The sequence below is a fragment of the Trichodesmium erythraeum IMS101 genome, from assembly GCF_000014265.1.
Classification (GTDB): Bacteria; Cyanobacteriota; Cyanobacteriia; order Cyanobacteriales; family Microcoleaceae; genus Trichodesmium; species Trichodesmium erythraeum.
Window position 1 is genome coordinate 2068301 of sequence record NC_008312.1, and the last position, 26752, is coordinate 2095052.

General features: G+C 33.6%; 12 protein-coding genes. 2 read left to right on the plus strand and 10 right to left on the minus strand.

The features are described from left to right. Positions 1-528: 528 nt before the first annotated feature. Positions 529-1284 (minus strand): peptidylprolyl isomerase, encoded by a 756-nt coding sequence (locus TERY_RS06275; RefSeq protein WP_011611045.1) that lies wholly within the window; start codon positions 1282-1284, stop codon positions 529-531. Positions 1285-3641: 2357 nt separating this feature from the next. Between TERY_RS06275 and TERY_RS06280 the strand changes: the two genes are divergently transcribed. Beyond that, positions 3642-4589, plus strand: coding sequence for a hypothetical protein (locus TERY_RS06280; RefSeq protein WP_011611046.1), 948 nt, complete (start codon positions 3642-3644; stop codon positions 4587-4589). 625 nt (positions 4590-5214) lie between these two features. Here the strand turns inward: TERY_RS06280 and TERY_RS06290 are convergent. The 9 genes from TERY_RS06290 to TERY_RS06330 all read right to left on the minus strand — a co-directional run bounded on the left by TERY_RS06290 (position 5215) and on the right by TERY_RS06330 (position 24947). Further along, positions 5215-7086 (minus strand): calcium-binding protein, encoded by a 1872-nt coding sequence (locus tag TERY_RS06290; protein WP_011611047.1) that lies wholly within the window; start codon positions 7084-7086, stop codon positions 5215-5217. A 776-nt stretch (positions 7087-7862) separates the two neighbouring features. Continuing rightward, positions 7863-9134: a glycosyltransferase gene (locus tag TERY_RS06295; RefSeq protein WP_011611048.1), complete on the minus strand. Its 1272-nt coding sequence runs from the start codon at positions 9132-9134 to the stop codon at positions 7863-7865. A gap of 269 nt (positions 9135-9403) precedes the next feature. Beyond that, complete coding sequence (locus tag TERY_RS06300; RefSeq protein ID WP_011611049.1) at positions 9404-10102, minus strand: methyltransferase domain-containing protein; 699 nt, start codon at positions 10100-10102, stop codon at positions 9404-9406. Positions 10103-11307: 1205 nt separating this feature from the next. After that, positions 11308-12051, minus strand: coding sequence for a sulfotransferase domain-containing protein (locus tag TERY_RS06305; protein WP_011611050.1), 744 nt, complete (start codon positions 12049-12051; stop codon positions 11308-11310). Positions 12052-12708: 657 nt separating this feature from the next. Then, a complete protein-coding gene (locus TERY_RS24895; RefSeq protein ID WP_011611051.1) occupies positions 12709-18684 on the minus strand; it encodes a glycosyltransferase in 5976 nt (1991 codons plus the stop codon). A gap of 19 nt (positions 18685-18703) precedes the next feature. After that, positions 18704-21268 carry a methyltransferase gene (locus tag TERY_RS24900; RefSeq protein WP_011611052.1) on the minus strand — a complete coding sequence of 855 codons (2565 nt, stop codon included), beginning with the start codon at positions 21266-21268 and terminating at the stop codon, positions 18704-18706. Between the two features lie 298 nt (positions 21269-21566). Next, positions 21567-22985, minus strand: a complete 1419-nt coding sequence (locus tag TERY_RS06320; RefSeq protein ID WP_011611053.1) for a Wzt carbohydrate-binding domain-containing protein — start codon at positions 22983-22985, stop codon at positions 21567-21569. Between the two features lie 379 nt (positions 22986-23364). After that, positions 23365-24219: an ABC transporter permease gene (locus TERY_RS06325; RefSeq protein ID WP_011611054.1), complete on the minus strand. Its 855-nt coding sequence runs from the start codon at positions 24217-24219 to the stop codon at positions 23365-23367. A gap of 188 nt (positions 24220-24407) precedes the next feature. Next, entirely contained in the window at positions 24408-24947 is a 540-nt protein-coding gene (locus TERY_RS06330; RefSeq protein ID WP_011611055.1) for a hypothetical protein, read from the minus strand. A gap of 69 nt (positions 24948-25016) precedes the next feature. On the opposite strand from TERY_RS06330, the gene ruvB reads away from it, so the two are divergent. Continuing rightward, positions 25017-26177 (plus strand): Holliday junction branch migration DNA helicase RuvB, encoded by a 1161-nt coding sequence (gene ruvB / locus TERY_RS06335; RefSeq protein WP_011611056.1) that lies wholly within the window; start codon positions 25017-25019, stop codon positions 26175-26177. Positions 26178-26752 lie beyond the last annotated feature (575 nt).

Genomic DNA, 26752 nt, shown 5'->3' on the forward strand with positions numbered 1-26752 from the left:
GGAGATAACTATTGATTTTCCCTAATTTTTATATATTTGGGTATTTATATGATTCACTAGAAAATTGGGTCTGCTAAACTTTTTGAGGGACTTTTGCTAAGATTTCTGTGCCATAGAATATGCTATGTTCTTTAATTATTTGCAAGGGGGCACGCCTCCTTCGGAGGAGACGCCTCTTGCAGAGGAGCTTTGCTTTAGGCATATCTAGGAATTTGTTTTCTTACCCTTTACCCCTGCCGTCCAAAATCTGAATTTTGGAGAGGTATATTTCCGGCCACGGGTATGAAACCCATTTCATGTCGCGTTTGATCTGCATAGCGATAAGGAAAATAAAACTAAAATTATAAACGGACGCGGAGGAACCCGCAACTTTCCCTTACTTCCCTTTCCTGGAGGGGGTGTGAGTGGGTTGGGGTAGATGCAGCATCCGAATTCAGGGTAAGCTTTGGGTCAGCAAAACGTCAACCCACCGAATATCTATAGCTCAGGATAAATTTCACCATCTAATACCCGAAGAGGATCTCAACCCTAAACTTTTACATCTGATACATCTGAACCTAATGGCTTCAAAAGCCCAATTTTTCCTATTTGTTCTCGTATCCAATTTTCTAATAATTCGTCCATTAGACGCCGACGCATTGAATCATCAAGCTGTGCTGGGATAAATTTTTCTAACCTAATAATTACTGTCCATTCTGTTAATGGACGTGGAGCCCAGATTTGCCCTGGTTGACTTACTGATAAAATTTTGCTTATAGAAGGATGTGGTTGAATTAGGGGGACAGGGCCTAACAACCCTCCTGTTCGCCCTTCTGGGCCTTCTGAATATTCACGAGCAACTTCGGCAAAAGTTTGCTCTTCTTCTACTATCCGAAAGTATAGTTCATGGGCTAAACCAGGATTTTTTGTTCGAATTAGAGAATATACTACTTGGTCTAAGCTACTCTTGCGGGTGAGAAAATATCTTTCTACTTGATTTTTCCAAGTTTGTTGTTTAAATTTTTCTAGCAATACTGGCCTAATTGCCATTTCTTCTAGTTGTTCTTGGGTCATGTTTTGGCTTTTTAGCCATGCTTGTTTAGCTTCGGGGTTATTTAATTGGTATTGAGTCTCAAATTTTTCTAAGGCTGTTGTTTTTTCCTTTTCTGTGCAAGTCAAGCTAGCGATCGCTTCGTCAATTATTACCCCTCGTAAAAAATGAGGCATTAACTGATAACGTTGTAATAGCGATGGGATATCTTGGGCTTGCAATAATTTATCACCTATTTGAAATAATCCTGTCATTTTTTATCTCTCCAACTAACTTGCACTATTCTTTTTAATCTAGTTCTCTGTAAAAGGTAGTGCCAAATAGTTTACTGATTCATTTTTTTTTATTGCTTTATGTTTATTTATTAGAAAATAGATAATTTACACCTATGAGCTCACATATTACAGTTTTTAATTATTCTCTAGAGTCTATTCTAACTCTTGTAAATAATAGCTTTTAGCTCTACTGGTTATAAATAATGGTAATCAGAATCTACTCTTTCTGGATCATAACATTCTCTTACTACTCAAGCATAAAAACTAAATTGTAGGACATGGCCGACTTTTTTTGTTTCTTTATTTATTTATGATGATTAATAATCTTTTTTAAGAGGATATTTGTAAATCAACACTTAAACACTAATTCCAGCCATTGCCATGTTTTCTGTCATATATCTGTAAATTTTAAAAAAATGAGCTTAAGAAAATGTATAATTAATTTTGTCAAGCTTAAAATATTAAATCCTGGTGTAGTCAACCGACACATCTAAAATTATGTAATTAGCTTATCTAAAGTTGAGGAACGAAAACCAAGCAAAATAAGACACATGTTGAGTTTGAGTTCATTTTATCAAAGCCTACATTTTTTAATTGCCTTAGTCCATTAGGGTATACTAGATGTAGATTCGCCCATTAAACTTAATAATCTCTGTGATTCATCATAACTTGCCTATATGTAAGCTGTAAGCAGACCTAATATATTTTTTTTAGTATACCTTCTAAGAGTTCTCCTATTTGCTTTAAATAACCATAATCATCTAAAATTTTAGTCTTTAGAGGCAATCTTTTGTCAAACTTTTCCTGATTATAACAACATAATTTTTGTTTGTTTATAATGCTAGGCTTAACTTAATATATTATTTATAAGTATGAATAATTAATTCCAGCAATTCTTGTTATTTTAGTAAAGTTTCTATTTATCTTTCTTTTAACTCCTCACGTTTTTTTGAACACACACCATCAGTATTTATACTAACCAAAACTCTAGTATTAAGAATAATTTTATACAATGACAAAACACTAAAATTGAGGCTTATTTACTGAGCAATGTTTTTTAGACTGTAATTGTAAAACTTTAGGATCAGATATTACTGTTTTGCCTAGAAATTATAATATCAGGCCTCAAGAAGGAAAACGGAAATTGGAATAAAAAATAAATCTTGAGGAAAACAAGTTTATATTTCAACAATTACCCCTTATTGAAAAAAAAGAGGACTTAAGCCTTACAGCATATTCGGTAAGTAATGTGCAACAACTAACAGGGTAAATATTTTTTACAAGTTTACCATTCGTAATTCCCATATTCCCTAACCCCTACTCCTATGACCCTAAAAAAATCAACATAACTACCTAACATAACAACCCAGGAGTCGTAAATTCAATATATATTTACATTTTAGGAGTCGCTACTAATATTGTATGCGACGTTCGTAAAAAAGATAAACAATTCACACCCTCAGTGGATGCTAATGATGAAAAAAATTATTCTACCTGTGTTAATTACTTAATCGTTTAAGTTTCAAATTAAAAATAGCATTAAATAGCATTTATTTTTAACCCTTGGTGTAAGAATAGTTTAATAACTCATAGCTAATATTTGATAGCTGATGGTTAAATGCTAACAAATCATACTTATTTAAGAAAGTTGTAATTTAATAGTTCAATTAAGAATAATGTTATAGGAAAAAAAGTTTACTTTACCACAATTAGTAGTTTTTTTAATCAGTAGTCCCATGAATGTGGTGATATTTATTTATAAGTAGACCCCTTTCATTGTCAATAGTTTAACTGCAAAAATCATTACTTGTGCATCACTACCCTTTAATCAATGAGTTATAGTTATACATCCATCTCTGCCCACCTTTCAAGCTATGCTTTATAAACATCTTTATTAACATAAAACTTGACAAAACAGAGAAGTTATGTGCTTTTCATTAAATAGATATTTTAGGAGAATAGACTTACTTAATTAGAGGCTTTTCTCACCTATAGCTAGGTCTATTACATCCAATGTCCCGACCCATGCTAAAGACACGGGGAGAGAAGTTTTTGATAAATTATATAAAACAGTGAGATGTTTAATTCAATTTCTCCTCATATAACTTTCAGCATTTCCGTGCTGGAATGCTCCCCAAACAACTATCAGCTCAAGTCAAAACTATTCGTGATCAAGCATTGTAATTTGATAAATTTCCTAACACTTTTTTGTAGTCTTATAGTGTTGGGAAAAATGTGTGTTTTTCTTGCATAAAAATGTATAAAAACAATATAAAAATTGTGGATTTTGTTGTTCCCTATTTCTGATTTACTAATTGATTCAATAAAAAGCAAAAATGCGAATATTATTTACAATTCCTCATTTTTTCAACCCAGAAGGTAGCGGGCAACATGGTTCTTTACGAAAAGACCCACAAACGCGCAGAATAGCTATTACTACCTGTTTAACTGCATTAAAAGCCTTATATGGTCAATCTCAGTATATGATTGATATTAGCAGACACCAAGCTATTCCTGCTAATCAAAGCCATGGAAATAATGTGGATATTATTGTTTGTACAACTAAAGGTTTTCACTTATTATCTCAGATTCCTTTGGCGTCAAATTTCTTAATGCACCACAATACTAATGTAGAACCTATGTTATTAGGATTTGAATGTCAGGCAGTACTGAAATCATGTCTGGGAAAGTATGATTATTATTGTTATTTAGAAGACGATTTAATTCTACATGACCCTTGGTTCTTTGTGAAGTTAAAATGGTTTAATCACCATACTGGAAATAGTAATTTACTACAACCTAATCGTTATGAAGTGTCACCTTTGGGGCCTGTGCCAAAAGCTTATATAGATGGTAATTTAAAACCTGAAACAACAGCTAAGTTTCAAAATATTCGAGATCAACCTCAACTTAAGGGGAAAATAATGGAGAAAGTGATTGCTTTTCACAGAACTCTTAACCCTCATTCTGGTTGTTATTTTTTGAATTCTGAACAAATGGCAGAATGGGTTAGTAAACCATATTTTGGGGATAGAGATACTAGTTTTATTGGTCCTTTAGAAAGTGCTGCGACTCTAGGAATTATGAGGAGTTTTAGAATTTATAAACCTGCTATTGCTGATGCTAGTTTCTTGGAAATTCAGCATTTTGGTACTACGTTTCTTAGTTTAATTGGTAATCAAATATCACTCTGGGATAAACTTATTCAGGGTAAAGAAAAAACTAAGACTGAAGCTAAAAATAAAGTCAACAAAGAAGTTAAAACAGAAACTAAAACTAATTAATATTAAATATTTAACTATGAACTTTGAGGGAGAAAAGAAGACTCATCCAACCTAGCAAATTTTTGTGAACTAATAAGGAGTAAAAGGGTAGCAATTAGGATGGTCATTCTACCTTTTCCTATTGTCTACCCTGTCTCTCTTTTCCGAAACTATAAATTCTAACAAAAGCTAACCATTTACAGTAGAAAGTAGAATTTTGTCCACATTGGAGGTATCTCCCAATAGACTTCCCCTCCAAAGGTTCCCAAACCCTTATACTCGTCTTTTCAGATCGGTATTTTTCGAGAAGTCTAATGTATATAAGAAAATCTTATAAACTTTTTTATGAGTTATGTAGCCTTAGTAGTAGGCGTTGACAGAGATATTCTTAGTTGCCAAGACTCAGGCGGTTGGATCACTTATCAGGAATTAGAAAACTCATAGTAATTAGTAATAAGAGGGCAGGCATCCCTAACTACTCTGACATATTAGATTACGATATGATTAGTAGCTTTGGATTGCCAACTATTAATCCCCCTTGTCTAGCCACTCAAACAGCTATTTCCCTGGAAAGAAAACAACAATACCCTAGAAGGAGTTGGTTTTAGACCCAACTTTTTTGAGGATTTTTTCTAATTGCTCAGAATTAGATAATTAAAATATCGCTGTTCTCAAGACCTGGATTACCGTTGAGACGAGCAATAGTAACAACATCGCTGTTATCATCTGGACCACCACTACCACTAGGATCGTACTTTAATAAACCAGAATCTATTCTTTCATTTCCGTTTAGAGGCTCAGGCTCGTAGATAATTGTAGGATTAGTACTTCGAGCATCATCGTTGCTATAGTTATTGCCTGGGTCAATAAGAACCAAATCAGCATTAGCAATTGTTGAACCTGCCTCAGAGTTGGCTAAATTAAATCCTTGATCTCGAAGCAGTATTTTGTCGTCAGCAGTATCGAAATCTACAATAACACTATTTGGACTTTGGTCCTTACCATCCAAACCAAAATAAACGAAACTATCGTTTCCTGCACCACCAATTAATGAATCGCCTGTACTGTCAAGACCTCCTACAATATAGTCATCACCATCACCACCAATAATTGTATCTTTGCCACCACGTCCGAATATTGTGTCATTCCCTGCACCAGCAACAATACGATCATCTCCTTCGTCTGGGGAATCTTCACTGACTGAGTTACCACCAGTAATAGAGTCATTACCTCCTCCAGTAACTAGTGTGTCATTTCCTTTACCACCAGTAATAGTATTATTGCCGAAGGTATCTTGAATATTAAATCCTGATGTACTAGTTCCAACCGCAGCAATAGTATCGTTACCTCTGTTGTTCCCAATTAACTGATCGTTAGTTGATCCAAACTGGATAAAGTCATTGCCTGTACCACCATCGAAGAAGTTAGATACACCAGCACTAGTATTACCTAGTAAACTGTCATTACCTGCACCACCAATAAGGGTAATTTGAGCAGCATCAGTACCTGCAGCAGTAGCATTTATGGTGTCATTACCTCCACCACCATCTCCCTTTGTGAATATACCACTAAGGGAGTCATTACCATCACCCCCGATCATTGTATCAGTTACATATCCCCCTACTAAGGTATCGCTACCTGCACCACCATCCAATCTGTTTTGACCATCAGAACCTTCATCAGTAGACTTGCTTACAATAGAGTCATTACCTTCACCACCAATCAAAGTGTCCCTCGCACCTCGACCAATGAGAGTATCGCTACCCGCACCACCCTCTAGACTATTTCTACTATTATTATTCTCATCACTAGGAGATGGATCAAGCCCGCCCATAATCGAATCATCACCTTCACCACCAAGTAGGGTAGACCTTTCTTCCGAGTTAGTGATTGTGTCATTACCTTTATCTCCACTTATAAAGACTCGACTACCCGAAGAAATTAGTGTATCGTCCTCCTTACCACCATAGATAGTATCGCGATCACCAGACACCTTGACATAATCTTCGTTATTGTTTGCAGATATAAAATTAAACCCAGAATTTTCTGATGGAGTTGAGGTATCCCTATTAAGAATAGTATCATTACCTTTACCTCCATAAACAGTATCTCTCTCTGTTATGAAGAATCTATCATTATCTCGATTGCCTGATAGATAGTTTCCTTCAATCAAACTTATGAGAGAGTCCTCCCCATTACCTCCATACAGGGTAGTTTGGGTAATAGCTTTTAAGGTATCATTGCCCTCATCTCCAAATCCAGTGCCTCCTGCTGCTCTGAAGTCTAAGGTATCATCTCCATTCCCCCCTTCAAGAGTGTCACCTTCACCAGAGTTGCCAATTCCAGCAGGCCCTCTGGACAGCAAAGTATCGTTTCCATTTCCACCTCTAATTAGACTACCTCCCAGGGTAGAACTTAATATTATGTCATCTCCACCAATAGCATTAATGGTATCAGGTTTCATCTGGTCTGATTGGTCCTGATCAAAGTTATTGTCTGCGTCACTTAATGTCACCATACCGTTTCACTCCTCTACATTTATCTATAATATTTATGGTCAATTATTCTGTTTAGTTATACCACTAAAAACAGAAGTTATTTTATATTCGGCTGTAGTTTAACCTGTTTATCTGGAATAAGTCTAGCCTTTTAACTACAAAAATTATTAGCCAAAGTTGGGCCTAACTATTTGTCTATAGATTTACTCTTATTGACTTGGAAGTACAACGTTAGTACTTATTCTAAGACAGCATATTTTTAACTTAATCCGCATTCAAGTTCCACTCTATTAGGTAGATTTTCTGTTCCCCAAAGCTGTACTTTCAATGTGGCAAGGCTTAAAATGCTGTCGCCGTCAGGAAAGGGGTTAGTATGAATTGCGGGATTTTACCTGCTACTTATAATCAAAGAGTCTATTAAAACTCTTCTAGAATACCCAAACAATTTCGGCAAAATTAGGAAAAATTTGACCCACTCCTCTAGTTTCCCTTCCAGGATCGGTGATTTAACCTGGGAGGTCGGCCTATTTCATGAGACAGCACAAAAGTTTAGTCTATGGGAGATGGATATTTGCCTGTGGATGCTTATGTAAGACCAAGAAAGTTTTCAGATTTTCAAGGCATTGCATTAGGGTTTAAGTTTTAAAACCTAAACCATAAAAGACATAACTGGTTTGGGTAACTTTTGGTACTTTTTTAGTACTTTACTTATTGATTATAGTTTACAGTCTAAACATTACCGGAGGACGGTATTAATTTACTAATGGTTCCCAGATATATCTAATTTTGAATGTACCTAGAATTTAGATAAGGTAAGAGATCCTTTTGTTTCCTTACCTTTAGTTGGTGTTAAGCTACGATTAGCAACTTGATTAATTAGTTCTAAATGTTTTATTAATAGATTGGATAAAGCATAACGTTCTAATACAGTTTGCCGTGCTTTTTCTCGTATTTCTGCCATACGAGTTGGGTGATCTAAAACTTCATCAACACGGTCAGCTATATGCTTAGGAGAGAAGAAGTCTGCTAATAGGCCATTTTTCCCATCTTGAATAACTTCCCTAACTGGTGCTGTGTCTGAACCGACAATTAAGCAACCAGTTGATAGGGACTCAATCATTGACCATGAAAGCACAAAAGGTCTGGTTAGGTAAATGTGAACATCTGATGCTTGAATGACTTTCAAGTATAATCCATAGGGCAATGATCCAACAAAGTGAATTCTTGATAAGTCCAAGGGTATTTTTTCTAGCATCTCTTGTTTGTAAGTTTTGCCATTTGGTAATGATTTACCATAGCAAACTCTTTCAGAACCAACTACTACTACATGACAGTTGGGCCTTCTTTCTTGGATATAGGCGATCGCTTCGATAAATTCTGGAAAACCTCGATATGGTTCCATTCCTCTTGCTACATAAGTCACCAGTTCATCTACTCCAGACAAGTCTAAGTTGGGTAATACCAGTTTTGACCCCGGATTTGGTTTGAAATAGTCGGTATCCACCCCATCATGCAGTACAGATAGTTTGCTTTGGAGTTCTTGAGGAAATTGGGAGCGCTGCCAGTGTGTGGGAGATAGTCCCCAATCACAAGAGTACAAGTCTATTAATATGGGGGCATTTTTGATCCGAATTCTGGCCATATCATCTACTGTTAAGGGTTCTGCAGGGTCAAAATCTGCATCAGAACCCTGAGAATGATAGAACCATTCAAAGTAGCAAAGTAAGGGAACTCCAGGAAATGCTTCTTTAACAAATAGAGTAGGCCCCCATCCTGAATGACCACAAATTACATCTGGGACAAACCCTTTGACCTTAAGTTGTTCTGCCATTCTAAACACGGCTTGTCCATAAATTACTGCACTTTCTAAAGGACGCACATAATGGTGAGTTTCTGGGCGGGCTTCCCGACTGGGGTTGAATAGTGCTTTATGAACTCCTGGTATTTTCCATTCTGGCCTTTCGTTTTTTGTACCAAAGACGACTTGGTTTTTTGGGTTAGCTCCTAAAGCGGTAATAATATGACGATATTGAGCCGGAAAATTCGGGTGTAGAAATAAAGCTTTCATAAGTTTGATAATTGAAAATAATACTAAATCAGGAGAGACTTTCAATATACAACTAACCTAAATTATAAGTTTAGAGAGTAGGTAAACTGTTGTGCATTTAAACGACTCATTGTTATGTGCATTGTTTACGCGAAAAACCATGATAAATTCTGACTTATTAAAGGCACATTTTAAACTGGTATTAGCTGAGTAAGGGGTAGTAAATAGATACAGGAAAACAAAAAGGTCTAGTTCAAAAAATGATGATTTTTTTCCTGTTTCCTTAACTGTTAATTATTTTCAGGTGCTTGACAAATCCAAACACAATCTCTCGGAACTGAGTTAATATCTTTATGAATAATTTGGTAGTTAAGATGGGAAAGAAACTTTTCCATTATTTTGTCTGTCATTACTGAGTGAGCTGTACCATTTCGTTCACCCATAAGATTCTCATCCCAATCTTTGAGAAATCTTTGCCAACCTAAATTACTAAGAGTATTTGTGTGATGAAAGATACAAAGCTTTTTTCCTTTTAATTTGCTAGGAATTTTAGTTAAGTAATTGAAAATATCTCTGGGTTCTAAATGCACCATTGTGTCATAGCAAAAGCAAACATCTGCTACTTCTGATTCAATTTCATTTAATGTTATTCCGTCAACTTTTACATATTTTATTTGATCTTCACCCAGTCTATTTTTAGTAGCATTTAACATAAACTTAGAAATATCAGCACATATTAATTTTTGGCAGTATTTAAGTAACAATGCTGCGGTTCTTCCCCCACCAATTCCTATCTCTAACACTGTATCTTTTTGTTTTATATATGGAGCAATAAATTTTTTTTCTATTAATTTTTCGTAATCTGCTAATGAGTTTGCTGCTCCAGCTGCTTTGCCTATCCATTCATCACCTATATAGGTTAATTCTGGGTAATATTCTTGCCATTTTTTTGCATATTCTTCCCAGGCATTTTCATAATCAATAGTCATGGGGTATAGTTATATTTTATAAGTTTATTAGCTATAAACATTTAGCTATCAGCTAAGTTCCTATGCAAAATTAATTACATATTTTTTCGGTATTTTATCAAGTACTTTTTTGAGATATTGAAGTCAATTCTTTCAGTGGTAATCTATATCGTATACATAAATTTATACCCAAAACATCTTAATTATTAAGTTAACTATTAGTAGTCTTTTTAGGTATAACTTCTATCAAGAAAACTCCAGGAAAATAATGACTCAATGAATCTCTAGGGCAACCAACTATTTCTACAAACTACTTTGATGACTCTGGTAGTGGCGTTTTAAGCCTTAAATGTTGCTTTAGAGAAGTAGTACAATGCCAATTTTTCAAAACTTTTAGTTAAAAATATAGCGTTGGCGAATCCAGCTATAAAACTTAAATTTGGCCCAAGATAAAATTATTTTGAGTTAATAGTTAGGCGATTACTATTAAAGCACAATCAAGGGTCAAAATCACCAAGGCCAAAATCTTCTATATGAGTTTAACTGCAAGCTTAAAGTCGTATTTTTTTTAACGAATAACCAAAATTCATTACTCATTATTTCTAAGATTTTGAGATTTTCTACAGCAACAAAAAAGTCATTAGCAAACCTTATTACTTGCTTAATTATTTCAAAAATTGAAGACTTAAAGAAAAATTGGGTTTAACACTTGGCCCACCCATCGGGCGATTTTCAATTGTTTAATAAGATTGGTTTAAATACCTGCCTTGTCTCATAAATATAGAGTTTTTCAAGGTAATGATGTACAGTTTTTTTCTTCTTTTCTATACTCTGTTTTCCTTGCTTACTAATCTTTAGGGGAGCTTAGATGCATCTTCCCTACTAAAATAAATTTTTACCGACTCAGTGTGAGAATTGCTATAGTGCAGAATAAAAAAGGTTTGTCGGACCACTTAAAAGTTGAGAGTTGAACTTGGGAAGCTTTCAGGTTTCTGAGTAACTTCTTTATGTCAAAGCACAAATAAAGAAAAGACCAACAAGAATTTTTGGTAAGTCACCCTCGGGCATTCCGAGACTTAAAATGGACATAAAGACTAGGCTAACCCACCTCTCTTGCTTCTCCTAACAAGGAAAGTATGGGGATAAGTCTAGCAGCCCGTGAGATGTCAACCCGCATAGGTGTTATAGTTCGGTTGTTTAAGAGTTCCTAAAAGTCAGGCAGGATGTCAAAAGTAAATTCTCATATATTCAACTAATTTTTGATTGTATGGTTCAAAATATTCAACTAATTCTTGATATATTTCTTGACTAGGTTTTGAGTAATTACCAGGATTATATTGAATATATTTTTCTGAGGAATATGTAGGTATCTCTAAAAAATGAAATACTTTATTCATAGTTTCTTGAGGAGTACTAAATAAGTCTTCACTTTTGAGAATGAGAAATTGTTCTTTAGGAAAAATGCTCATCCAATTTTGGAGTTGTTCAATATATTTGCCCCTTGCTAGATATGTATAATGTTGATGGTTAAAACTATAATATGTTCCTGTTTGAATGATTTTATTAACTTCTCCCTGTAAACGAGTTTCTTCAGTAGCGATCGCCTCTTTCAAACTCAAAAATTCAGATCCTAATCTTACTTCATGGTAGTAATGAGAAATAGCTCTTTCAGTTGGGTTCCTCAAAAGAACAATTAGTTTCATCTGAGGATATTTATCAAAAACTCTTTGAGCTACTAGAGGATGAAATAAATAGTAAGGACTTGATTCTCCAGTAATCATTCCTAGTTCTAATTCGGGAAATTGTGATTTATACCATTCTAAATCTTTGTCAAAATTTAAATCAAAATAATGAATCTCATGTTGTAAAGATGGAGCAATTAAAGGATGTTGAACTAAATATTTATATAAGGAGTTAGTACCACATTTCTGGGCTCCAATTATTAAAAAATATGGCTTGTTAATGTTCATTTTTTCCAGATAAAGTTGTGTTTTTTTGTAAAGTTGATAGGAATATGTTTATTTTATTTTTAGTTATATAATTAAAGGTATTCAAGAAAATTTTGATGGATTTATGAGTCAATATAATTTTTTTTTATCCTCAATATTCAGAAAATAATCTATAGATTTTGTCTGCTAATTTAGAAAGTAAAATACTTTATTCAGAGTTCCTTAAGGACTCTCTAATAAGTATTTATTTTCCATAATTAAAAGTTTTTTTCTGAGGAAAAATTTGACCCAATTTTCAAATTACTCAATGTATCTAGCACAGTATAAATATGTAAATTGCTGATAGGTAACACTAGAATTTATTTCTGTCTTTATAACTTTATCTACTTCGACTTCTAGACGATAATATTATTAGGATATCTCCTGTTTCAAGCTCAGAATTTTATACTCTAATTTTCCTTCATGATGATAAACTCCGATAATTTTTAGACTACCTAAAACAGTTTTCTTGAAACCTCTATATTTCAATAAAAAAGACAGTTATGGGTTGTATAAATCAATAAGTAAACCTCTATATAAGTTACGCATAAACCATACATATAGCTTTTAAAATATAACGTTATAGCTTTTGAAATCTATATATATTACCATTGCATAAGTCCTGACTTTAGATAACTTTCACACTCTACAAAAGTAAGCTTCTTGGAATATTTGACCGTAAGTTTCAGTCATTTCTGCAAAGTTATTTAATGACTCCAATACATATTTAGCATTAGTAGCAAATTTATGACGTAACTCTTCATCTATCAATAAAGACGTCAAAACATTTGCTAATTCTTCTGGGTTTTCAGGAGTATAGAATAAACCGTTAATATTTGGCTTGACTTGTTCAACTATGCCAAAAACTGGAGTAGTAACTATAGGTAAACTATAAGACATTGCTTCTAATATTACTCTGGGGAAACTTTCTATGCGAGAAGTACAAACAAATATATCTGCTGCTTGATAATATTTTGCTGTTTCTGGAGTTTCTCCTACTATTTCTACTCTTTGTTGAATTTCTTCTGGTAAGTTTTTGACAAGCTCGTGTAATTTTAAGCTGTAAAGGTTGGGGCGATCACCTACTAGAAAACATTTAATTTTTTGTCTTTCTTCTTCTGGCATAAATGATAGGGCTCTTATTAAGTCATGTTGACCTTTCCTTTCACAGACAGTACCTAATAATAGAATAACTATTTCATCTTCTTTTACTCCTAAAACTGACCTTGCTTCTTGTCTAGACCATTTAGCGCTGGCTTTTTTTAATAATTCTAAATCTAGTCCATTATGAATGACTGTAAAATTGTGATGACTATTTAAAGGAAGATACCTATTTCGAGTAGCATCAGAAACAAAAATTATGCGATAAGGATAACGGAAACATTCTAATGCTCTGGCAGCTATCTCATTTCCAAAACGATTAAAATAAGTTTGCCAAGGTTCACTTTCATGCACATTCCAGACACTGGGAATATTTAACATTTGAGCCACATCTACCATAAAAAAATTTTCTAAAGTATTGATATACATCACATCAATATTTAGAGATTTTATTTCTTGAGCAAAAGTAGTTAAAGCTGTATCATAAGCATGTCTTTCGTAAATATGTTCTAGAGGATTATCTTTAACAATAACTTGAATATTTTGTTGTTGATAAATTTCTCTTAACTCCCCATCATTTACGGAAAATATTATTGGTTCAACAATTCCATCTTTTGCTAACTTTAGAGCTATTTCTAATTGATGAAGTGGGGCACCAGTTAGGTCTAAAGAATTACTACACATCAATATTTTAATTCTGGGAAAAGCTTCTTTTTGAGAAGTATAGAAGTTTTCTGTACTATAACTAATCTGATTATTTATTTCTGATTCATTTGGATAATTTTTCTCTAATGTCTGATTATTTATTTCTGACTCTTTATCAGATTTATCGACTTTTACTTGAGTATTTATTTCCGGCTCTTTCTTAGAACTACCTGAATTCATAAAAACTTCTGGCTTTTGACTTCTGACTTCTAAATTTCTAATAAAATATCTTCTCGGTTGAATTTGAAAACAATCACTTTCTAGAGACAAATGAGGACTATAAAACCCATCTATCATCTGAGAATATTTCCTACGATAATTTGCCTCTTCTTGAGGATTATCAGAATAACCCCGACTCGTTCCTTCCTTATGAATTAATTCAGCATCTGCACAATAAACCGAACGATAACCACTTTTTAAAAGTCGATAACCATAGTCAGCATCATTATAAGCAACAGCAAAATTTTCCTCATCAAAACCACCTAATTCTAAAAATAATTTTCGGGGAGTTAACATACAAGCTGCGGTTACTGCCGAATAATTTTTTGAAACAAACGCTTGGGAAAGATAACCCCTATTTTCACTATGTAATAATTTAAAAGCATGACCTGCTAAACCATGGTGTAAACCATGAATTACACCAGCATGTTGAATTCTTTTATCCGGATAAATCAACTTAGCACCCACCGCACCGACTCCAGGAATTTTTGCATATCCCATCATTTGACTTAACCAGTAGGGAGAAATAATTTCTGTGTCATTATTTAGAAATAGAATATACTCAGTTTTTACCTGTTCGACAGCGCGGTTGTTTATAGCAGCAAAATTAAATTTTCCATCAGTATTTTTCATCGGAAAAACTAATATATTATCTTCCCCAGAATACAAACATTTTAAACCTGCCAAATATTCTAAAGTTTCAGGTTCATCACTTTCATTATCAATCACAAAAATTTGATAATTCTGATAGGTTGTCTTTCTCAAAGACTCCACACAAGCTTTCAATAACTTAACCTGATTTTTCGTTGGAATAATAATAGTTACTGAGTCACCTTGATCGGGAAAAGTTGGTTTAAAAATTCCTAACTTTTCCCGCACTGCCCAGTCTGGTTGATAAATATTTCCTGCCACACCTCGACGAATTAAACTTTCTTGAAGTGCTTTTTGACCTGCTAGAAAACTTTTCGGTTTTTCCCCTCCAGAAATAGCAGTCGAACCTGGAGTTGTTCGCCAATGATATAACACTAAAGGTAAATGTCCGACTTGACGAGAAATTTCTGTTGCTCTTAAAGCAAAATCATAATCTTGAGAACCTTCAAAACCAATTCTAAATCCTCCTATTTTGTCGAAAATTTCTTTTCTCACTACACACAAATGACCTATATACATATAGGAAAGTAATAATTCTGGAGAATATTCTGGTTTAAATTGAGGGTCGAATCTTTTGCCTTCCGTACTAATTTTATCGTCATCGGAATAAAGAAAATCTATCTCTGAATTTTGACTTATATATAAAGCAACTTCCCCCAAAGCATCCGGAGTAAGTTCATCATCATTATCCAAAAAGAGAAGAAAATCTCCCGTGGCCAATTCGGCGGCGGAATTAGTCGCAGCACTAATATTGCCATTTTCAGAGCGGAATGTAAGTTTAATACGGGAATCAGTCTTAGCTCTTTCTGTCAGAATTTCCCGAATTTTCGGATTACTACTACAATCATCGGCTATACAAAATTCCCAATTTTGGTATACTTGATTTAGTACACTGGATATTCCCTGATGCAAAAATTTTAGAGGAGGATCATAAACTGGCATAACCACAGAAATTTTTGGCAAAGGAGTCCGACAACTTTCTAAACGGGATATTAAATATTGACGGGAGCGATCGCCCCAGTTATTTACTGCCAACCAAGCATCATAAACATCTACAGTTTCTGGTAGGACAAACCCAGGGGGAAGCAATAAATCTCCCCCTTGTTTTTGCTGCTGTCTATATATTGCTAATATTTGTCGGGCAATACTAGGTAATTCTGAAGGTAGGGGGATGATGCGACCTAATCTTTGTTTTCTTTCGGAAATTCGTTTTTGAATAGCTTGAGTAAATTTGGATAATTGCCGAAATTTATCTTTAGCTTTTTCCCAAAAACCATAACGTTTTAGTTGCAAAACTTCTGAGCAAGGAAAACCAACTATTTCCCCACTTTCCAAATATGCTTCTAAACTAACTTGCCATTTTCCGGGTGGAAGTTCAACGGTTACTTCAAAGCCACTATGGCCACTTCCTACCCAATTTGGGAAAATTTCCTCTACATCTTTCCGACGCAAACCATAAGCGCAGTCTACAGAAATATCCCCATATTTAAGAACTAATTTGGTAATTTTCTCTTCTCGATGGCAACACCAACCAGCAAATAAAATTACTCCCTCCCTTTGTTGCCAGTTTGTGGGAGCATCAAAATTTGCTTCGACGGTAGATATTGATATGGGGTAGGTTACCAATTCATGCCACTTTCCTTTCTTTTCTTCTACTTCAAGTATTAATTGGTAATTTCCTGGGGAAAGTTGTACAGATATTTGAAAGCCAGAATTTTGAGCAGTAGAAATATCATTATATTGTTGGGCAACATCTGGTCGTGGGATACCATACTTACCAAAAAAAACTTCGGTTCCTACTCTGGCACGAATATTTTGGATCTTGAGAATACTATTGTGGAAACACCAACCTACTATTTCTATTTGGGAGTTGGAAATTTTCCAATTAATAGGGGAGTCGATAGAAAAAATGAAGCGCCCTCGTAAATTTTTCAGTTTCTTTTTTAGTTTTCCTTTCAAACTAAACCACTTTTCTCGTAGTTTCCAGAATTTGGAAGATTTCATCCCAGAAATTTCTGCCCTAAGCATTTCTGTTTCGTAGTGTTGAGCATCTAATTGAGCTTGAGTTTGTTGGAGAGTGGCTTGAGTTTCTTGGAGAGTGGTTTGAGTTTCTTGGAGAGTGGTTTGAGTTTCTTGGAGAGTGGTTTGAGTTTCTTGGAGAGTGGTTTGAGTTTCTTGGAGAGTAGCTTGAGTTTCTTGGAGAGTGGCTTGAGTTTGTCCCAATACTCCTTGAGTTTGCCCTAATTCTGTTTCCAGGAATTGAATTTTATTTTGAGATTCTAATAATTTTACCTGAGTACCATCGAGTAATCTTTGAGCTTCTCCGAATTCTGTTTCTAGGAATTGAATTTTATTTTGAGATTCTAATAATTTTATCTGAGTACCATCGAGTAATCTTTGAGCTTCTCCAAATTCTGTTTCTAACAGTTGAATTTTAGTTTGAGACTCTTGTAATTTCAGAATATTGCCATTAAGTCGTAGTGTAGTCTGACCTAACTTAGTTTCTAATATTCCAATTTTTTCCTGAGACTCTCCTAACTTAATTTGATTTCTCTCAAGTTTCATTTGACTTTGCCCAAAGTCAGTTTCTACTCCTAATAATTTTTTCTGAGATTCAGTAAATTTAATCTGAGTACCTTCTAGTTGAACTTGAGTTTTTCCTAATTCTGTTTCTAAACTAAATATTTTGACTAAAGCTTCTTTAAACCTAGTTTTTGAGTTATTAAATTGTGTCTGAGTTTGCCCTAAGTCTACTTCTAATCTAATAATTTTCTGTTGAGACTCTTGTAATTTTGTTTGATTATTTTCCAGTTGAGATTGAGTCTGCCCTAGTGTTCTTTCTAATGTGACTACTTTAGTTTGAGATGCTTGTAAATTTTTTACTTTACCTTCGAGTTGAACTTGAGTTTTACCTAATTCTATTTCTAGTAATTCTATCTTTTTACTAGACTCTTCGAGCTTAACTGACCTAATATTAATTTGTTGCTGAGTTTCACCTAATTCGGATTCTAATTTTCCTACCTTTTTTTGTGCTTCTTTAAATATTTTTTGCCATTTTTCTACATCTGTTTCTAAACTACTAACTTGTTTTTCTAAACATCGAATATTGAACCAATCCCTAAACTCCCATAATTCTGATTCACTTTTAACCTTCGACTCTTGGATGTTGACCTCTAAATCTCCACCTATGCCATTTTTTTCTAGTTGCTGATAAGTTTCTAATGTTTCTGGAAAATATTTTTCTATGAGACTAGGTTTATTGGTTTGGCTAATGTCTTTCACCAATAATGATTCAGCAAAAATCTCAGGAGAAGGTGCTGGTAAATTCATTTCAAATTTTTCGTTAACTGCCTGGATAAAGCTTTCAGGATCTCTACCAATAATATCAACTTTACCTATTAAACATTTTGCTGAACATTGTTGATAAAAGTCTAATATTCTCTGATTGTAATTCAACCACATTTTTACAGCTATTTCTGGTTGATCCAATAACTTTTTATCTGTACTTCGTCGATAAAGAGAGTCTACTACTTCCCAAGGAGAACGATAAACAAAAATAAATTTAGCATCGGGCAATAACTTTAACCAAAAGTTTAAAAATAATGTAGTCCTAGGGTCTTTCCATCCCCATATTTTGTGAGATTTTTCATTTTCTTCTTGACGATTTTTTATAAGTTTTCTTGCTATTTTTAAGTTTGGCTTCTTGACTACAATTTCTTGAGTTTCTAAGTTACTACCGAGGTCATCTATATGTTGCGACCGCAATATTTTTTTATGGAGTTCTACAAACTCAATATCTTCAAAATGCCCTCTAATATTTCCCAATTCAGGACCGAGTAATTTTTCTCCTATATTCACTCCTAAACTTTGAAATAAAGAAGCAGTTAAGGAGGTTCCTGAACGGTGCATTCCGGCAATAATCAAAGCTGTTGTTTTCATCTAATTTTCCTCCTTAATATTAAGCAAAGTTTGCAAAATTCCAAGATACTAATACTTCTTGTTCTGGTGGTAAAGTGATTCTATCAGTAATTACAGTTTTTAATCTGACAATTACTTCTCCTGAATATTCAGGAATTTCTATTTCTATCAAACCATAATTAGTTTTACCAAATATATTTTTATTGTTTAGTGGCAGAGTTTTTTGTACTAAAATTTCTCCATTTTTGTTATTAACAATCTCAATTTTACAGCCAATAGAATAAGTACCTAACGGTTCTATTTGTGGATAAGCTCTAAATACTTTTTGACCTTCTATTTGAAATTTCATCTCAGTATGATATTGATGACTCTCACAGAATACTTTTTCAGATAAATTTCCAGTTTTTACATCATTAGATAAAGGTATGTTTCCTACTTGTGTTGTTAGTTGCTCCTTTGTTTGACTATCAGACAATATTTTCTCTGACAAATTTTCACCTTCTCCATTATCAGATATGAGTATTTTTTCTACTTCTATCTCTTTTCCTACTATTTCTTCCGTAGCATTTCCCACATTTTCTGTCTTTAGAAAATTATTAATTTCTAAATTATTATTTAGGAGTTCTAAATTGATATCTCCTGTTATTTTTTTGGTAATATTTTCCGCATCTTTCTTTTTACTAAAATTATTAATGTCTGATTTCTGACTTCTTACTTCTGACTTAATATTAATAGGTTGAGCAACTAAACTTCCAGAAATTGGTTTTTGTAAAATATATAAATCTTGACCATTTGCTAAATTACTTTGAGGAAATCTTTTAATGTGTTTAAACATAGAAAATATTTCCTGGTAAGCTGTTGGTGTATGAACTGCTGCAATAGTATGTTGACCTTGACCATCTGTTTCTCCTTGATGGTCAAGATATAAAAATAATCCCTCTTCACCAATACTATACATTTCTGCTATATGAGAATTTCCACTGCGAAAAACATCATAAACTATGGGGAAAAATTGAGGTCCGTGAAGAGTCATAAATAATATTCCACCTGGTCGTAAAACTCGATAAATATCCCACGCCCAAAGATGTTGTAAATCTAAACTTAGATGAGTAAATACTGAGATAGCATTAATTAAATCAAACTGATTATTTTCAAAAGGTAACGGTGGCTGAATATCGTTATTTTTGACAGTGGCAAATTTAATATTTTCTTGACACCATTCAGCACATTCGGCAAAAACGTCACAACCAAATAGTTTTTGATTAGGGGAAAGTTCAGGTTCAAATGCCATTAAGTAACGCCCTACCCCACAACCAAAATCTAGTATTTTCTCAAATTGATTAAAATTAAATCCTGCGGTTTGAAGATAACTTTTTACGGTATATCTTAGGTCATCAAATGAACTAATAAAAGCTTTGATACTCGGGTTGCCACTTATTCTTAGTAATAGATCATTTGGTGGTATTAATGCGATGTTATGAACGGGATAAATATTAACTACTCGCTCCAAATTAAAATTATTAATAATTTTAACTAGTATAATGTCATTTGCTGATAAATTTTGAGTATTAATAGTAGATGACCATTGATATTTTTGAGTTTTATTTTCAGGCTTTGGGTAACAGCTTTCTACTTCGTTTCCATTGATTAAAAATGATATTTTTTCTACCTTTTCTTCTGGATTAATATCTGCTGCCCATCCCTCTAAATAAATATCTCCTGTAACTGTCATTTGAATTTTTTTGCAACCTCCATCAGGATGACAATGAAAGTTTAATAATTCATCTATTTGTTCCCCAACTTGTTCCTTATTACTTCTTCTTGCTTCCTTCTTTCTGATAATATATAAGTCATGATGTCCACAAAGACCTCTTTGAATTCGATGCCATTTTGCCTTTCCCTGAGTAACTTTTTGAATTACTTTAGCTACCCATTTTTCTCCCACATAAGTAACTCCATAATCTTCAGTTTTCAGAAAAAGACTTTCACTTTCTGGAGTAAAATAAATTTCTTCTGCTTCTACGTCTGCCTCTATAGTCATTAAAGATAAATCATGAGTACTGAAGATTAATATACCATTTTCAGTCAAGCTACTATATAATTTTTCTAACCAACTAGTAAAAGTTTTTTGGGGAGTGTGACTAAAAAAAGAACAAGCAAAAATGCAGTCAAATTTTTGATTTATTTGATAGTTTTCTGGATAATTAGTTGAAACTATCCCTTCGACACCAAACTGTTGTTTTTGAAATTCTACTGCTTTGGGATAAATATCCGAAACCCATATTTTATTGTTTGGTATTTCTTGAACCAAAAACCTACTAAAACGACCATAACCACTAGCAAAGTCTAGAAAAGAGGATATATTTTCAAATCCATCAAAATACCATTCTACAATTTGTTTTACTGCATCTAAAATTCTTTTTCCATTAGAAAAATATCGTAGCAATGCTTCATCTTTCCTCCCGTCTGTATTTTTCAAAGCATAGAGATACATTTCATCTTGTGGATGAATTATCACGTTTATTTTGTCAGATTTTTTAGTTTGGTCTTGAATAAATTGATCTATAATTAACTTGTTATTGAAATCTATTTTTTCAGGGTTCATATTTTTATATTTTAATTTGTTTCTCTCGTTTTTTTTACCATATAAAATATCTAACAATCAAGGTTAAGGTTTAAGAAAGAGGTAGTACAATTTAAAAAAAATATTTTTATCGTAGAAGTTTTATGAACAAACATCTACAATTTTTAATTAATTAATGGGTAAATGTAATATTTTTCAAGTTCCTTTTAATTGGGAATAAAAAAATATTCCCTATAGGTATTTGAAGTATAAGGATTCAGTAGTTGCTACTAATAAATAATAACTGAAATAATCTGATTTTTTCTACCCTATTTCTATTTTAAATAGATTCAATTTTGGCTTTATTGTTCAGAGTATTATGCTCAATGTTTAAGCTAGGTTCTATTAAAAAGTCAATGACACCTGTACCGCATGAATCACTATAATGTTGGACTTTAAACATTGCAATGTCAATGCAACGGGATAAATAGGTTAGATGATCGTTTGCCATTCCAACAACTCCAGCATTTAAAAAATATACACCAGGATTTAGTAAACATTTGAACCTAAATTTAACTATAACTATTTGTTGTGCTGCAATATATTCTACTGATTTAGTATAACCATGTAAAGATGCTCCTCCTAACTCAAAACCACTGAGAGTTTTTATTAACATTCCAAACCTAATTTTGGATGTTGAATTAATAAATTTTACTCTATATGTATAGTAATATTCCCGGCGGTTAACTAAATGATTTACCCTTTTACCTTCCAAAGTAATAATATGGGGGTCAATAATTTTTGCTCCTTTATCAGGATAATGTATGGTATTTGAGGGTATCATATCTGGATCATAAATTTCTTCGTATTCTATTGATTGTGCAATCTGATATTGATCTAGATTTTCACTATTTATTGCCGATTTAGATGGTGATTTATCTGTATTTTGATCATCAAATAAATCTTGAATGGTTAAATTAGGAATTTGGCGAATTTCTTCTCTTATTGATGGAATTTTATCTGGAAAAGCATAGATTAATTTCTGATATTTAGAAACTACATATTTAGGAGTATGATAAAGCAACATTTCCCCATGATCCATCAAAATTGCTGAGTCACAAAGCTGAACCACTGTTGAAGCAGCATGAGACACAAATAAAATTGTACCTCCTCTTTCTTGAATGTCTTGAATACGTGCAAAACATTTTCTTTGAAATGCTTCATCTCCTACTGAAAGTGCTTCATCAACTACTAAAATATCTGGATCTACACTGGTAGCTACAGCAAATCCTAATCTAATAAACATTCCGCTAGAATAAGTTTTTACAGGTTGGTCAATAAAATCACCAATATCGGCAAAACTAGCGATTTGGTCAAATTTTGCTTCTATTTCTGATGTTTTTAATCCTAATAGTTGACCGTTAAAAAAAACGTTTTGTCTCCCTGTAAATTCTGGATTAAATCCACTACCAAGTTCTAGTAGTGCAGAAATTCTCCCTTGAATTTTTACTTTTCCTGTTGTTGGCGTTAGAGTTCCCACAATTATTTGTAAAAGAGTACTTTTTCCTGAACCATTCCGTCCTACAATTCCTAAAGTATGCCCTTTTTCTATTTCTATATTTATATTTTGTACTGCCCAAAATTCATCAGCACAACTTTTTCCAGGGAGTAAAATTTCTTTTAAACGGTCTACAGGATGTTGGTACCGTTTAAAACATTTAGAAACATTTTGTAGTGAAATTACAGTTTCAGGTATCATGGATTTTATATGTAAGCGTTTCCTGGGGAATGCTGTACAAATAGCTGATGGCTATTTGTAATAAGTTATTAACTTATTCTTATTATATCCAAGGAGGAATTAGTCTCCAAGGAGAATTAAAACTTATCAATAAAAAGGTAATTGTTATGGTATACTATATACTGTATAAATTATCAAATTTTAATCCTTTTTTTTGTAAGTATTTGCTTATTAACTATAAGCTCTTACATAATTTAGGAAGTAAAAGTAATTAAAAATTCAGTATAATTAAGGTTACTGTCAAAGTATTCTCTTTTAAGCATGAAAAATTATATTTTTCATTTAAACCTCGCTTTTAAAGGGGGTGAATATTAAGCTAATAGTTAGGGAATGAATACTTTCATAAAACATCGGCAAAAGCAGGACGTAATTTTTGATAAACCCACAAGCCAAAATAAAATATTAGTGTAGACATTAAAGTAGCAATTCCTAATTCTCCCCAGTGTTGAATTTCTCCTACTAATATTAGGTCACGATATACTTCGACTATCGCTGTTAAAGGATTACACCAAAATACCCAAACTCTCCAATTTTCTGGAATTACTGATGCAGGATATACTATTGGTGTAACATAAAACCAAAGATTAATAATTACTCCTAAAGTCTGTGGAATATCCCGTAAAAATACTGTTAATCCGGCAGTAAAATATCCTAAACCTGCTGTTAATAAAAGTTGAGGTATAAATACTATAGGTAGTAGCCATAATGTTTGATTTATTACCCCAGATGATATATAAAGCATTCCTATTAAAGCTATTAACCCAAATGTACTTTCTAGAAATGTTGAAAGAATAGGAACTAAGGGTAATAAACTGAGTGGAAAGACTAATTTTTTAACTAAATTGGGCTGTCTAATTACACATCCAGAAGCTTGAGTTAATCCATTAGTGAAAGCTAGCCAAGCTATTAATCCTGCAAATAGCCATAGTCCAAAGGTTAGCTTACTATCTTCTGGTAATCCTCTGAGGCTCAGTTTAACTTTAAGAATAATTGAGAAGACGTAGGTATAAATTAAAAGTTGGGATAGCTGATTGAGTAGTGGCCATAAATTTCCAAGAATTGAGCCTTTATACCTGGCCTCTAAATCCCTTCGTACTAATGTGAATAATAAGTTTAAATTAACTAACCAATCAGTATTTACCACGGTTAGCCAATTACTAACTCTGCTGGTTTTGCGGATAATACTTTTCATCATAAATTTTTGGTAAGTGGAAAACCCACCTCATGTAAACCGGATTTAGTATAAACTACTTACGAATGAGAACAAGCCGGAAGCCGGAGAAAATTAATTACGCTCAAGAGCTTTCTCAGGCACAAACTACAGATTTCCGGTTTTATTTAATTTACGTTCCCTACTGGACTTAGTTGATAAAGTCCTTTTTTTTAGCAAGCCCTAAGTAAGGGTTCTATCACTTCCTTAATTGCTTTTAATTGCTCAGTATCATAGCCCCAGCGTTTTAAAAAGCCTTTGTAGTTTCCCTCGCAAGTAGTTATACCTTGATATAATTCCTGAATATTACCTGATAAACTGGGTATTTTAATGCTTTTTATTAGTTTTGTGGTTCGCGATCGCACTTTTTTGGATTCATTGGCTGCCTTTTCATCTTGATTTCGCTGATGGTGGACTACCATTGCCGAACACATGGCCAAATTTTTAATCAACAGTTCTACTACTATCTCTGGAGCTGATTCTAAAGCTTTGAATACTGAGGGTGATGGATTATCCGCTAAAGCTCGAGAATCTGTAAGATAACTGACGAAAAATCCTCTAGCACCATTTTTGCTCTTGACTAAATCTCCAATTAATGATTCTATTTTAGTTTCTGATAGCTGACCTGTTTCTATCTCGGACATAATTTCTTGAGTTAGGGCGATCGCCTCTTCAAATGTTATATTTTCTGATACTGATAATAATGATTTCATAAATATGGGACAGTTATTAAATACACTACTTTGTATGATAATAAGGATGTTAGATATAATTTTCCAGTTATGGCCATAATTTCTTCTAAAAAACAATCTCCTCAACCAGAAAGGCCAGATGATGACATTTTCTTAGCCTCAGAAAATCAAGTTTCATATAAATATAAAACGAAAAAATCAAAGTCTCAAGCTCAAAGATCGGAAGTAGAAGCTTTATTAGAACCAGAGGCATCTGCTGCAGAAAAAAGTGATAATCAAAATGAGGAAAAAATCCGACCTCAAAGGTTAGATGAATATATCGGACAGAAAGACCTAAAAGAGGTGTTGAATATTGCGATTTCGGCGGCTAAATCTAGAAAAGAATCTCTAGACCATTTACTATTGTATGGTCCTCCAGGATTGGGGAAGACTACTATGTCTCTAATATTGGCAGCAGAAATGGAGGTTAATTGTAAGATTACAACTGCACCTGCTATTGAAAAACCTAGAGATATAGTTGGTTTGTTAGTAGGTTTACAAAAAGGGGATATTTTGTTTATAGATGAAATTCATCGCCTTTCTAAAATGACCGAAGAAATACTTTATCCGGCGATGGAAGATTTTCGACTAGATATTACGGTTGGGCAAGGTAAGAGCTCTAAGACTAGGAGTATTCCTCTCAAACCTTTTACTTTGGTAGGAGCAACTACTAAAGTGGGTTCTTTGACTTCTCCTCTACGCGATCGCTTCGGAATTATTCAGAGGTTACGGTTTTATGAGGTTGATGAACTGAGTTTAATTATTATCCGAGCAGCAAAAGTCTTAAATACGGATATTACAGAGGATGGTGCTGAGGAGGTTGCCCGTCGTTCCAGGGGTACGCCTCGAATTGCTAATCGTTTATTGAGAAGAGTGAGAGATTATTCGGAGGTGAAAAAGTTGACTCCGATAAATGCTGAGATTGCAGGTGAAGCTTTGGAGTTGTTTAATGTTGACCCTCTTGGTTTAGATTGGACTGACCGTAATTTATTGAGGACTATGATTGAGAATTATAATGGTGGTCCTGCTGGTTTGGAGACTATGGCTGCAGCAACTGGGGAGGATGCTCAAACTATTGAGGAGGTTTATGAGCCGTATTTGATGCAGATTGGATTTATGCAGCGTACTCCTCGTGGTCGAGTTGTGACTGCGGCTGGTTGGAGGCATTTGGGTTTTAGTCCGCCGGATGAGCAGTTGAGTTTGAAGTTGTAGAGAAATAGATGATAGATGTATAGATTATCTAAACTTACTTACTATCAACTTTTACAGGAAAAACTAGTGGAGGAAGTTGCTCATAACTTTTAAACCAGCTTTATAAAACTTACTCTTCTGAAGAAGCTGAACAAAAAGCAGCAAAGGAATTAGCAGATAGAGCAAAGCAATATCCTTTATTCAAAGAACATCTCAAAAATTGGAGGTTGGGGGGATTTGGATTTTAGTCCCCCAGATGAGCAGTTGAGTTGAAAGTTGTAGAGAAATAGATAATGGGTATAAGGAGTGATAAACCGCCGTAAGATTCTTTTTATGAGATTTCTTCATAGATCTAGAAAGGTTTTAACTTTTAGTGAATCAGCGATCGCTTAATCTACCTAATATTTTCAATTATCTGCTCAAGATACTATCATCATTCCAAAAACCCCTTCACTGTTTCAACGGGAATAGAAAAAGCAGGATGATTAAATATTGCTTTTAATGTTTCAAGACCCTCTGCTTTCTAAGCATTTATTAATCGCCGTTTGAAAGTTTGATGATTATTTATTTACTGTTGAATGGCTATTTCTGCCAAA